Annotated in this window: 10 protein-coding genes; 8 read left to right on the top strand and 2 right to left on the bottom strand. The window is 45.0% G+C overall.

What is annotated here, in order from left to right; all coding sequences use genetic code 11:
• Window positions 1-132: 132 nt before the first annotated feature.
• The 3 genes from PGW99_RS10720 (at window position 133) to PGW99_RS10710 (ending at window position 3,074) form a co-directional block, all read left to right on the top strand.
• The gene (locus PGW99_RS10720) at window positions 133-465 is read left to right on the top strand and encodes a DUF485 domain-containing protein (RefSeq protein ID WP_273777671.1); all 333 of its coding nucleotides are present in this window, start codon (window positions 133-135) and stop codon (window positions 463-465) included.
• The gene (locus PGW99_RS10715; RefSeq protein WP_273777669.1) at window positions 465-2,180 is read left to right on the top strand and encodes a cation acetate symporter; all 1,716 of its coding nucleotides are present in this window, start codon (window positions 465-467) and stop codon (window positions 2,178-2,180) included. Before PGW99_RS10720 ends, PGW99_RS10715 begins: the two co-directional genes overlap by 1 nt.
• Window positions 2,181-2,342: 162 nt before the next feature.
• Complete coding sequence (locus tag PGW99_RS10710; RefSeq protein ID WP_273777667.1) at window positions 2,343-3,074, top strand: ion channel; 732 nt, start codon at window positions 2,343-2,345, stop codon at window positions 3,072-3,074.
• A gap of 30 nt (window positions 3,075-3,104) precedes the next feature.
• Here PGW99_RS10710 and omp33-36 read toward each other — a convergent pair whose 3' ends face one another.
• Window positions 3,105-3,986, bottom strand: a complete 882-nt coding sequence (omp33-36, locus tag PGW99_RS10705) for a porin Omp33-36 (protein ID WP_273777665.1) — start codon at window positions 3,984-3,986, stop codon at window positions 3,105-3,107.
• Window positions 3,987-4,793: 807 nt separating this feature from the next.
• On the bottom strand, window positions 4,794-7,625 hold the full coding sequence (uvrA, locus tag PGW99_RS10700) for an excinuclease ABC subunit UvrA (RefSeq protein ID WP_273777664.1): 2,832 nt from the start codon (window positions 7,623-7,625) through the stop codon (window positions 4,794-4,796).
• Window positions 7,626-8,060: 435 nt separating this feature from the next.
• Here uvrA and PGW99_RS10695 point away from each other — a divergent pair, with 435 nt between their 5' ends.
• The 5 genes from PGW99_RS10695 (at window position 8,061) to PGW99_RS10675 (ending at window position 13,118) form a co-directional block, all read left to right on the top strand.
• Window positions 8,061-9,143 carry a DUF475 domain-containing protein gene (locus tag PGW99_RS10695; protein WP_273777663.1) on the top strand — a complete coding sequence of 361 codons (1,083 nt, stop codon included), beginning with the start codon at window positions 8,061-8,063 and terminating at the stop codon, window positions 9,141-9,143.
• A 120-nt stretch (window positions 9,144-9,263) separates the two neighbouring features.
• Complete coding sequence (locus PGW99_RS10690) at window positions 9,264-10,628, top strand: MFS transporter (RefSeq protein WP_273777662.1); 1,365 nt, start codon at window positions 9,264-9,266, stop codon at window positions 10,626-10,628.
• Window positions 10,629-10,679: 51 nt separating this feature from the next.
• Complete coding sequence (gene ssb, locus PGW99_RS10685; protein WP_273777661.1) at window positions 10,680-11,246, top strand: single-stranded DNA-binding protein; 567 nt, start codon at window positions 10,680-10,682, stop codon at window positions 11,244-11,246.
• A 223-nt stretch (window positions 11,247-11,469) separates the two neighbouring features.
• Window positions 11,470-12,033, top strand: a complete 564-nt coding sequence (ahpC, locus tag PGW99_RS10680) for an alkyl hydroperoxide reductase subunit C (RefSeq protein WP_273777660.1) — start codon at window positions 11,470-11,472, stop codon at window positions 12,031-12,033.
• A 209-nt stretch (window positions 12,034-12,242) separates the two neighbouring features.
• Window positions 12,243-13,118, top strand: a complete 876-nt coding sequence (locus tag PGW99_RS10675; protein WP_273777659.1) for a pirin family protein — start codon at window positions 12,243-12,245, stop codon at window positions 13,116-13,118.
• Window positions 13,119-13,294: the final 176 nt, after the last annotated feature.

Below are 13,294 nucleotides of genomic sequence, written 5' to 3'. Positions count from 1 at the left end.
CTGTTGATCAAATTGATCAAAATTTAACGACCAAAGTCTAAGTTACGAATACTAGGTAACATTGTTAATTTTAACAATGAAAATACGAATTAAAAATGCGGCCAAGGTTGGTCGCAGCAAAGGAGCATGGTTATGGATGAGGTTCAAGTAGAAAGAATTCTACAAAATCCGAAATTCAAGTTACTTGTCAGCAAAAAGCGTAGTCTCAGTTGGAGTTTAACTGCGTTACAGCTGTTCATTTACATTGGTTTTATTTTATTAGTGGCATATAACCCAGCATTCTTACATAGCTCATTCAGCGGCGGTGTAATTACTTGGGGTGTTCCACTTGGTTTGGGTGTTATTGTAGCGTCATTCGTATTGTGCTGGGTCTATTCATCCATTGCCAATAGCGCTTTTGATCAGCTCAACGCAGAAGCAATGCGTGAAGTAGAAATGATCACCCACGCAGGAGATCGTAAATAATGAATTGGACTTCACTTAAAGCTTCAGCACTTGTTGCTTCAGCTGCATTACTCTCTAGCAATGCAATGGCTGCGGCACTGGAAGGTACGGCTGAGAAACAGCCAACCAACTGGACTGCGATCATCATGTTCGTCATCTTCGTTGGTTTGACGCTGTTTATCACCAAATGGGCAGCTAAGCAGACTCAATCGACCAAAGACTTCTATACTGCCGGTGGTGGTATCAGTGGTTTCCAGAATGGTCTGGCAATTGCGGGTGACTACATGTCAGCGGCATCCTTCCTCGGGATTTCCGCAATGGTGTTCAACTCAGGCTATGATGGCTTGATGTACTCTCTTGGCTTCATGGTCGGCTGGCCAATCGTATTGTTCTTGGTCGCAGAACGTCTACGTAACCTGGGTAAATATAACTTCTCTGACGTAGTGTCTTTCCGTCTAGAAGAAAAACCAGTTCGTGCAATGGCAGCGGTCAGCTCATTGTTCGTCGTTGCTTTCTACCTGATTGCACAGATGGTGGGTGCAGGTCAGCTGGTTAAACTACTCTTCGGTTTGGACTATAACATCGCGGTTGTAATCGTGGGCTTCCTCATGATGGCTTACGTAATCTTCGGTGGTATGTTGGCAACAACTTGGGTACAGATCATTAAAGCGGTGATGCTGCTCAGTGGTGCAACCTTCATGGCCTTCATGGTATTGAAGTCAGTGGGTTTCAGCTTCAGCGAAATGTTCACTCAATCGATCCACGTATTCTCTCAAGTACGTAATATCTCTCTTGAGGAAGCAACCAAGATCATGGGCCCTGGTTCTCTTGTGAAGAGCCCAATTGATGCGATCTCTCTAGGTCTTGCATTGATGTTCGGTACGGCAGGTCTTCCACACATCTTGATGCGTTTCTTTACGGTTAAAGATGCGAAAGAAGCACGTAAATCAGTTGTTGTGGCAACGGGCTTTATCGGTTACTTCTACCTGTTAACTTTCATCATTGGTTTTGGTGCGATCCTGTTCGTATCTCAAAATCCACAATACATCGATGCTGCGAAAACTGCGTTGAATGGCAAACTTGAATTGCTTGGCGGTAGCAACATGGCTGCGGTTCACTTGGGTCATGCTGTTGGTGGTAACTTGTTCCTTGGCTTTATCTCTGCTGTAGCGTTCGCAACGATTCTTGCGGTAGTTGCTGGTTTGACACTTTCTGGTGCATCTGCAATCTCTCACGACTTGTATGCTAACGTCTTCAAGAAAGGCCAGACGACAATGGAATCTGAGCTTCGTGTTTCTAAGATGGCGACTGTTGGTCTTGCAATCTTCGCGATGGTCTTGGGTATCTTGTTCGAAAAACAAAACGTTGCATTCATGGTTGGTTTGGCATTCGCTGTAGCAGCATCTGCAAACTTCCCAGTACTTGTGCTTTCAATGTTCTGGCGTGGTCTAACGACTCGTGGTGCAGTGATCGGTGGTTTGGCTGGTCTTATCAGTGCGGTAGTCTTGATCTGCTTAACCAAAGCAGTATGGGTAGATACCTTGAAGATTTCTGACCAAGCTCCACTACCATATGGTAACCCGGCATTGTTCTCTATTACCTTGTCTTTCGTGTGCTGCTGGTTGTTCTCTGTGACTGATGGCTCTGCACGTGCAAAAGCAGAACAAGCTCGCTTCAACTCACAGTTTGTACGTTCGATGACTGGTATCGGTGCTTCTGGCGCTAGCGACCACTAATCTAACCCAAACTTAACAAAAAGCCCCAAGATCGGGGCTTTTTGTTTTTTGCCTTTTATTCATCGCTTATTACAAAAATGACACCAGGTTATAAGCAGGCAGAGCTCATATTTTATGTTTCAATCCGGTCAGGATAGAAATAGAAAATAAAGGTGAGTTCTTATGCTTTGGCTGTGGAAAAGATTTGGGCAAAATTTTCAGCATTTACCTTCAGCCTGGTTGCTGCTCGTACAGTTATTCATTTTGATTTTGGCCTTGTTAACCAATGGTAGTCCTACTTATCGTGCTCTGAGCTGGTCTGTGGGAGTGCTGGCACTGTTAATTATTGCTAAAGTGATCCGGCAAACGCCCATTTATACTCTGTTAGGCCTGTTCTTTGTGATCGGGGCTTTTTTCTTTTCGCTGCTGATTTTGTTGGGGTATGCGGCTTTACCGATTCAGATTACGGCCCATGTGTTTGAAGCGAGTGCTTACTTTAGCGCGGCCTATGGTTTGTTGAGATACATGTTCCAAGACCGTTATCTCACTAAAGATGAATTATTCGCAGCAGGAGCCACATTTACTTTAATGGCTTGGGGTTTTGCCTTTTTATATAATATTTGCCAATTGTTGTTACCAGGAAGTTTTCAGAATCCCAACCAGCTGCAAAGTGTGCAAAGCTGGCTCGATCTGCTGTTCTTAAGTTTTAGCTTGCAATCCGCAACGGGGCTATCGGATTTGATGCCATTGTCGCCGCCTGCGCGTGTGATTGCCATGTTGCAGATGTTCTGTGGGGTCATGTACCTGGCTTTAATTGTATCGCGTCTTGTGGCGTTACAATATATTGTGCATTCACCCTCAAATAGAATTCCAAATGTTCAAACTAAGCAACAGAGAAATAAAAAAGGATCCTAGATGGATCCTTTTTTATGGGTTTCTAAAGAATTAGAAACGGAATTTAGCATTTAGGCCAACTGTTTGAGTGTCAACGTTATCAATTTCATCGTTAGCATTTACGTAGCTTGCACCAACAGCCACTGCTGGAGTGATGAAGTAGTTTACATTAGCACCCCAAGCTTTACTTGGAGAGAAGTCATAGCTTGACTCTGCGTAAGAAGCACCCACGCTGAGTTGTGGATTGAGATACAAATCAGTTTTTAATTCGTAAGCGGTATCTTCACCGTAGACAAGACCAGTTTCGAAACCGATCGCCATGTTGGTACCATCAATTTTGCCCACGTATTTTGTGCGTGCAGTAATTGCATCTTGATCATCAGCGATTGTAGCTGCTTCTAATCCTGCTTTAGCTACGCCGCCATTGAGGATTTTAAAAGTATCAAGTGCATATGTATCTGCAACACTAGTATATCCTACTGCAACTAAGAAGTTTGGCACAACCACTGCACCCAATTCCAATGCGTAACGGTCACCATTACCTTCAGCATCAGCAGCTAATACATTTTTAGCATCATTATGTGTGTGGCTGTAAGATGCTGATGCATATACAGGTACTACTTGAGTTGGGATGTAAGCTTCTGCTTTAGCACCATAAGTGTGTGAAACAAGATCCGCGCCATCTTCATCATACTCACCATAGTTATATGCTAAAGAAACGTTTGATGCTTGATTCAAGAATGCAGCTTCAGCCAATGGGCCTTTAGAGGTATCTACATTTTTAAGATAGTAAGTCCCTTGAACTGCCCCAGTAAAATTTTTGTCATTTACAGTATTATCGATGTATTCAGATTGACCTTGTACTTCGAATTGATAAGCTTGAGCACCGGTCATGGCTAATAATAATGCAGTGGCTAAACCGAGTTTTTTCATAGCGATAGTCCTTGTTATAAAAACAACAAAAAAGTCATACAATTTCATTTTATTGTAACAATGTATTAAGTCAATAAGCTTAAAAATGTTTAAAAATTAGATTTTTAGCTTTAATTTTGTTTGGGTTAAAAATTGTTCTATTGTAAAAAATCTTGTCAACTTGGAAAAAACGAGTTTTTACAATTAGCTAAAAGCTTTTTTGTCTTAAAACCTCTGTAATTTAGTTGTTAATCCTTGTTTTTTATCATTGGATAAAACATTTATCTATTAAAAATTGAATGTTAAAAACTATCAATGAGATGAATTTAAATTCATTAATTTAAAATTATTTGTTTCATTTTGATGAAGTAATTATTAATTTTATTTAAAAATGTAATTTTTTGTATATTAGTTATTCAACAAAAGCGTGTTTTGTGATCGATCAAGCATTCTATTCTTATTTTCGATAGAGATTTTAAATCTGATTAAATTAATCGGATTTACATTGTGTGAAGAATTTCCCATAATAGCGATGTCGAATGATTTCCAGTGACGTGGGAAATTTTTGATTCTCCAAAATGTGACTTTTCATTTTATATGCCCAACTTCCCCAAGGTTGGGCTTTTTTTTGTTTGATTGATGCAGAAAAAAACAACTCGTCATTTGGCGTGGTGCTTGATCAGTCCTGATGATTAAAGCATCTAGTGAGGATAAAAAAATCCCGGCTTAAGACCGGGATTCTGACTTAACTTAAACTCAGCTTTTACACTTATGCTGTATTTTCACCATCCGATCTATTGTGTCTGGGTATGGTAGGCAATAATCCTGTTATTTCAACAAGGGTTTCAGGAAGCGACCGGTATGAGAGATCGCAGCTTCCACGACCTGCTCAGGTGTACCTTCGGCAATAATCTGTCCACCCCCTGAACCACCTTCAGGGCCTAAATCGATAATCCAGTCAGCGGTTTTAATCACATCCAGATTGTGTTCAATCACCACAATGGTATTTCCCTTATTCCGCAGTTCATGCAGGATATCGAGTAACTTGGCAATGTCATGGAAATGCAGACCTGTGGTAGGTTCATCCAAGACATACAGGGTTTTACCGGTATCACGTTTGGCCAATTCACGTGCTAGCTTGACCCGTTGCGCTTCACCACCTGACAGGGTAGTGGCTGCCTGTCCCAGCTTGATATAGCCCAGTCCCACCTGAATCAGGGTTTCCAGACGACGGTGAATCACCGGAATAGCATCAAAAAACTGGGCAGCATCTTCAACGGTCATTTCCAGTACATCCGAGATGTTGCGGCCTTTGTAGCTGACTTCCAGCGTTTCTCGGTTATAGCGTTTGCCATGGCAGCCATCGCAAGGCACATACATATCCGGCAGGAAATGCATGGCCACTTTGATCATGCCATCACCTTCACAGGCTTCACAGCGCCCGCCGCGTACATTAAAGGAGAAACGACCGGCGGTATAACCGCGGGCTTTGGCTTCAGGGGTCTGGGCAAACAGTTCACGGATCGGGGTAAACAGACCGGTATAGGTGGCCGGGTTGGAACGCGGGGTACGGCCAATCGGACTTTGATCAATATCCACGACTTTATCGAGATATTGCAGGCCATCAATCGAATCAAATTTCTCAGCGGTGAGCGTGGTTGCACCATTCAGTTGGGTTGCCGCTAACGGAAGTAGTGTCCGGTTAATCAGAGTGGATTTACCTGAACCGGAAACGCCCGTGACGCAGGTCATCACCCCTAAAGGCAGCGTCAGATCGACATTTTTTAGGTTGTGTCCGCAAGCTCCATTGAGCTTAATGTAGTGTTCTGGATTGGGTGGCAGTTTTCGTTGCGCTGGAACCGCAATTTTGAGCATACCTGACAGGTATTTACCGGTGAGCGAGTCACTATGTTTGGCCAGTTCATCTGCAGTCCCTTCGGCGATGATATGACCACCATGGATCCCGGCACCTGGGCCAATATCAATAATATGGTCGGCAGCACGAATCGCATCTTCATCATGCTCAACGACCAAGACGGTATTGCCAAGATCACGCAGGCGAATCAAGGTCTGTAGTAGGCGGTCATTGTCACGTTGATGCAGACCAATGGAGGGTTCATCGAGCACATACATCACGCCCATCAAGCCGGCACCGATTTGTGAAGCAAGCCGGATCCGCTGGGCTTCACCACCCGATAGGGTTTCAGCCGAACGTGACAGACTGAGGTAATTCAGGCCGACACTGACCAGAAAGTGCAAGCGTTCACGGATTTCCTTGAAAATCTTGTCGGCAATTTCACCTTTCGCCCCGTCCAGTTTCAGGTTCTGGTAGTAATCTTCGGCATCGCCAATCGACATCTTGGTGATGGCGCTGATGGTTTTATCCAGAATTTTGACGTTACGGGAAATTTCATTCAGACGTGAGCCATCGCAGGCGTCACAGGCTGCATTGGAGAGGTATTGGGCCAGATCATCACGCACATAGTTGCTTTCAGTTTCCCGGTAACGGCGTTCTAGATGCGGCAAGATCCCTTCAAATGGAATCACCCGATTATGGCGACGGCCACGCTCATCGGTATAGCTCAGGTCGATTTTTTCTTTGCCGGTGCCATGAAGGAATTTTTTCTGGGTATCTTTATCCAATTCATGCCAAGGCGTATCCAAAGAAAAGCCAAAATGCTCGGCTACTTTTTGCAGCATCGAATAATAATAAGGACGCTGGCGATCCCAGCCACGAATGGCACCCTGGCTAATCGAAACACTCGGATTCGGGATCAGCTTTTCCGCACTAAAATGGCTACGTGTTCCTAAACCATCACAGACTGGGCAGGCACCATAAGGATTATTAAAAGAGAATAGACGCGGTTCTAGTTCGGCTACAGCACGGTCACATTGGGGGCAGGAATGTTTTGCTGAAAAGACCCGATCCGGATGTTCTGCATTAATCCAGGACAAAATTGCAAGATCACCGCCTAAACGTAGTGCGGTTTCAAAGGACTCCGCAATGCGGTTACCTAAGTCATCGCGTACCTTGAAACGGTCCACGACCACTTCAATGGTATGTTTTTTCTTTTTATCCAGTTCTGGAACGCTATCGATCTCGACAATTTCACCATCGACACGCGCACGAACAAAACCCTGGCCCTGTAACTGTTCAAATAGCTGGGTGTATTCACCTTTACGTTCACGCACAACGGGAGCCAGCAGCATGAGCGCTGTGCCTTCTGGCAAGCTTTTAACGGCATCCACCATTTCGCTGATGGTCTGTGCCACCATCGGCAAATCATGCTCAGGACAATACGGTGTCCCTACGCGTGCATAGAGCAAGCGCAGGTAATCATAAATTTCGGTAATGGTGCCTACTGTAGAACGGGGGTTGTGGCTGGTGGATTTCTGTTCAATGGCAATCGCTGGCGACAGACCTTCAATCGAGTCGACTTCCGGTTTTTCCATTTGTGAAAGAAACTGGCGTGCATAAGCTGACAAGGATTCAACATAACGGCGCTGGCCTTCTGCGTATAAAGTGTCAAAGGCCAGGGAGGATTTACCTGAGCCAGACAGTCCCGTAATCACCACAAATTTGTCGCGTGGAATGTCGAGTGACACATTTTTTAGGTTGTGTGTGCGTGCCCCACGAATACGGATGTGACTTTGGCTCATAATGATCCCAGTTCGTTAAATAGACAATGGATATGAGGCTTGTTCCCGCAGGTTCAAGGCATCATAGGGTTAAGTTTAATCGATCATTCCATGAAAAGGCATGTAATTCTCAAGGTATCTCCACGGAGGAACAGGCTGATATTTTCAGCCATGTCACCCATAGATTCACTTGCATCATGGCTTAAGCATAACCCAGTGGATGTGAGCATGATGTGATGAAAGTATGGCAACATTTTTGCTTTATGTGTGGCTGCGTAGCTCGAGTCGAGTGAATTTATGACATTGGCTACATTGGAAGGTTGCTGTTTTTTTAAGAATTTACACAAGTCGTATTTCGCTAAAATCCTTAAAACGCGTCATAATGGTGCCATTCAATTTTTTTAGTATCAGTGACGTCCACTGAGCTGGCTCTTTTTCTTGCGAATAGGTTTTTCTATGCAGCATTTTCGTTTCTCCATATTGTTTACGGTGGTGTGTCTCATACTCGCTGCCTATTGGGGCTATACCCACGGCCCTGAAGCAGGTCTGACTACCATGCTGACCGCACTGACGATTACGGCCATTCTGGCAGTGATGGAAGTGTCACTGTCCTTCGATAACGCCGTGGTGAATGCCTCTGTCCTTCGTGGCTGGGATCATTTTTGGAAAATGATTTTCCTGACTGTAGGGATCCTGATTGCCGTTTTTGGTATGCGTCTGGTTTTCCCGGTGGTGATTGTCGCAGTCACGGCAGATATGGGCATGATCGAAGTGGCCAAGCTGGCGCTGAATGACCCGAAAACCTATTCGGAACGTTTGATGGCGCATCATGCTGAAATTGCAGCCTTTGGTGGCGCTTTCTTGCTGTTGGTGTTCCTGAATTTCTTCCTGGATGAAGGTAAAGACACGCACTGGTTCCACTGGCTAGAGCGACGTTTATCCAGTTTGGCAAATGTACCGGCGATGTCAGTATTTCTTGCACTGATTGCCTTGTTGGTGATGGCGGCAAACGTGGCCGAAGAGGTCCGCTTGGCCGTGACTATGGCGGGGATCTGGGGTATCGTGATTTATATCGGTGTGCAGGTGTTGAGCCATTTACTCGGTGGTGAACCGGAAATTGATGAAAATGGCAATGCCGTGACCCAAGATGTGAATGGTGCAGCGAAGGGTGTGGTGAAAGCAGGTTTCGGTGGCTTCCTCTATCTTGAAGTCCTGGATGCATCGTTCAGTTTCGATGGTGTGATTGGTGCATTTGCAATTACCAGTGATGTCGTCATTATTATGCTTGGCTTGGCAATCGGTGCGATTTTTGTCCGTTCGATGACCATTTACTTGGTAGAGAAAGGCACATTGGATGCTTACATCTACTTGGAGCATGGCGCTCACTACGCAATCGGTGCATTGGCCTTTATTATGCTCGCTAGTGGTACGGGTGTGCATGTACCTGAAGTCGTGACAGGTTTGATTGGCGTAGCGTTTATCGTGTGGGCGGTAATTGCATCAATTCAATACCGCAAACAGCAAGACCGCTTGGGTTAACTGAATTGTTGTAAAAAAATATAAAATCAGGGTGCTGCAGTGCACCCTTTTTTATGCAGTGAGCATTGGCTTGAATTACAATAGCCAGATTATTTCCCCGAATCTATGACAAGCTGACATATGATGAATGCTTTAGAACGTCGCTCAACTTTTGCTTTAAGCAGTATTTTTGCCTTGCGCATGTTGGGTCTGTTCATGATTATCCCGGTATTTTCAATTGCAGGGCAGTCCTATCAGTATGCGACTCCGGGGCTAATCGGTTTGGCCGTGGGCGTTTATGGTTTGACCCAAGCCATTTTACAGATTCCTTTTAGCCTGATTGCCGATCGTTATAACCGCAAGATTTTGATTGTGTTTGGCCTGTTGATGTTTGCCTTGGGTGGAGCCATTGCCGCGATGTCCGAGACGATTTATGGGGTGATTGCCGGGCGAGCGATTGCGGGTGGGGGGGCAGTCTCTGCAGTCGTCATGGCTTTGCTGTCCGATGTCACGCGTGAAGAACACCGTACCAAAGCCATGGCCGTGATGGGGATGAGTATTGGTTTATCCTTTGTGGTGGCATTCAGTATGGGGCCTTGGTTGACCTCACTGGTGGGAATTTCCGGCCTGTTTTGGGTGACGACCATTATGGGCATTGCCGCCTGTTTTATGATGTTGTTGGTGCCGAAAGTGACGCGCCATCATCGTAATTTTGCGCAGGGCTATGGCAAACAGCTGGCCGAAGTGGTCCGTATGGGAGATTTAAACCGCCTGCATCTGTCGGTTTTTGCATTACATTTATTGCTGACTGCGATGTTTATTTTTGTACCGGGTCAGTTGATCCAGTATGCAGGTTTACCTTTGGCACATCATAGCTGGGTGTATTTGCCATTGTTGGTCATCAGCATGTTTTTCGCTTTCCCGAGTATTATCTTGGCGGAAAAATATCGCAAAATGCGCGGCATTTTCCTGACTGCGATTACGGGAATCATTCTGGGCCTCATTGTGATGGCGTGGGGTTATCAATCTAAATATGGCTTGTTGACCGGTCTGGGGCTATTCTTTATTGCTTTTAATGTCATGGAGGCACTGTTGCCTTCCTGGCTATCCAAAGCAGCCCCAATTCAATCGAAAGCAACCGCGATGGGGGTCAATGCCAGCGGACAGTTTCTTGGCGCATTTTGTGGCGGGATGCTCGGTGGTCATTTGCTCACCCTGCAAAACCAAGGACAAGGTTGGGCCTTCTTGGCTGTGCTCGCCGTGATTTGGCTGGCGATTAGTTTTACCCTGAAGCAACCGCGCTATTTATCTTCCATGGTGTTCCGTTTGCCGGAAACCCGACAAACAGATGAGTGGACTTCAAAATTACTGGCCATTCATGGTATTGAAGAAGTTGTGGTGATGCCTGATCAAAACGTCGCGTTTGTGAAGGTCGACAAGGCATTGATTGATGATGCAGCTCGACACAGCCTGACGCAGTTATTGGGGAAAGAGGTAGCCATTTAAGCATAACTCTTATAAAGTAAAAGATAGAATTGAATAGGAAGATGAAAGCAGATGCGTGGTGTTAATAAGGTAATTTTAGTCGGTACGTTGGGACGTGATCCAGAAACTAAAACTTTTCCAAATGGTGGATCTTTAACTCAATTTTCAATTGCGACCAGTGAATCCTGGATGGATAAAAATACCGGTGAGCGAAAAGAACAAACAGAATGGCACCGGATTGTATTACATAACCGTTTAGGTGAAATCGCACAGCAATATTTGCGCAAAGGTTCAAAAGTCTATATTGAGGGTTCATTGCGTACCCGCCAGTGGACAGATCAAAATGGTCAGGAGCGTTACACTACGGAAATTCGTGGTGAACAAATGCAGATGCTGGACTCAAACCGCCCACAAGGCGAGCAGGGTATGGGTGGTGATACAGGCTTTAATCAGCCTCGTTTTAATAATAACCCGCAAGGCGGCTATGGCCAGCAAAATAATAACGCGAACCAGCCGAACCCGTCATATGGCCAAAACACCGGTTATGGCAATAACAACCCAGGTGGTTTCGCGCCGAAGGCTCCTCAAGCTGCGCCAACGCCTGCACCTGCCGATTTAGATGATGATCTTCCATTTTAACTGATTGGAAGCTGATCAAAACCCTCTCTGCTGAGAGGGTTTTTTATTTGTATTGTAAAAACATTAAAATTCTAAAATATGGCGATTACGAAGGTGTAATTGAATTTAAAATCTAAAATAACGATCAAAATTATAAAAAACTACGGTTTTACCTGTTTTTAAATCTTTCGTATTCTGGCTTCACAACAGAAGCAATCCAAGTCATTTAATTGAGGAATATCGAATGAGCTTAATCAATACCGAAGTAAAACCCTTTCAGGCAACTGCGTATCACAATGGCCAATTTGTAGAAATTTCGGAAGCCGATATGAAAGGCAAATGGTCGGTGGTATTTTTCTACCCGGCGGATTTCACCTTTGTTTGTCCGACGGAGTTGGGTGATTTGGCAGATCACTATGTAGAATTTCAGCAGCTTGGCGTAGAAATTTATTCGGTTTCAACCGATACACATTTTACCCATAAAGCCTGGCATGATAGTTCGGATGAAATCAAAAAAATCCAATACTTGATGGTGGGCGATCCAACCTGGACGCTGGCTAAAAACTTTGAAGTGTTGATTGAGCAAGACGGTTTGGCTGATCGTGGAACTTTTGTGATTGATCCAGACGGTAAGATTCAGATTATTGAAATCAATGCTGGCGGTATTGGTCGCGATGCCCAGGAATTGCTACGTAAAGTGAAAGCAGCCCAATATGTGCATACGCATCCAGGTGAGGTATGTCCTGCCAAATGGAAAGAGGGTGAGGCAACCTTGGCACCGTCGATTGACCTGATTGGTAAGATTTGACTATATCCTGAATCAAAAACGACACCCGGAACCGAGATTCCGGGTGTTTTTTTATGATCAAATTTCTAGATTGGGGTGTATGGGAAATCAAAGGGGCAAGATGTCTCATTAATGACACGATGTGTGTCAGTGAATGGACTATTGCCAGAGCCTAGAAGGCTTTAGCATAACCCTCAAGTACCTAGATTCTGGCTCAAGGAACAAAACAGATGAAGAAAGTGGCGGGTCTTTACCGTAACCAGCAAATGCATTGGGTCGGGGATGGCTTTCCGGTCAGTACCTTGTTTTCCTATGACCGTTTAGGACAGGCGATTAGCCCATTCTTGTTATTGGATTATGCCGCACCGTATTCATTTGCACCGACGACAGAGCGTCATGGCGTAGGTTCCCATCCTCACCGCGGTTTTGAAACCGTGACCATTGCCTATCAGGGAGAAGTCAGCCATCAGGATTCAAGTGGCGGTGGCGGTACAATTCAAGCAGGTGACGTACAATGGATGACCGCAGGAGCAGGACTGGTGCATGAAGAATTCCATTCTGCAGCATATGCACAACGTGGCGGTTTATTTGAAATGGCTCAGCTTTGGGTGAATCTTCCGGCGAAAGATAAAATGACGCCACCCCGCTATCAGGCCATTCAAGCGCAGGATATTCCAGTGATTACATTTGAGCAGGCTGCAGGTCAACTGCGAGTGATCGCCGGAGCATACGCGCAGCAGAGCGGACCCGCTTCTACCTTTAGCCCAATCAATGTCTGGGATGTGGAATTAAAAGCCGGACATAGCCAATTGATCCATGTTCCAGTGGATCACACCGTTTTACTGGTTTTACTGGCAGGCGAAATGCTGCTGAATGATACACAAAAAGTGCAGGATCATTCCGTGGTGATTTTCGCTCAGGATGGTGAAGCAGCGATACAGCTTAATGCACAGCAGGACTGTAAATTCCTGATACTGACTGGCCGCCCATTGAATGAGCCTATTCAGGGCTATGGTCCATTTGTGATGAATAGCAAAGAAGAAATTATCCAGGCTTTTGAAGATTTCCATCGTGGTAAATTTGGTGTGATAGCGTCAACTGAATAACGCCGTATTGGCCTGTATTGGTATTGAGCTAAGTGAGAAAAAAAGCAAGAAGCGCCTACTTGGGTAGGGGCTTCTTTATTTTATGCGCTGCTAAGTTTCTTGTTTTGTCGCGTTGGTCTGATTATTTATTGTAGATAGTGTGATGTAGTTATCAATTTTTATTTTGCAGGCTATCT

The sequence above is a fragment of the Acinetobacter sp. GSS19 genome (genome assembly GCF_028621895.1).
Lineage (GTDB): Bacteria > Pseudomonadota > Gammaproteobacteria > Pseudomonadales > Moraxellaceae > Acinetobacter.
Note: the sequence above shows the minus strand (reverse complement) of the source record. Positions and strands in the feature narration are given on the sequence as shown.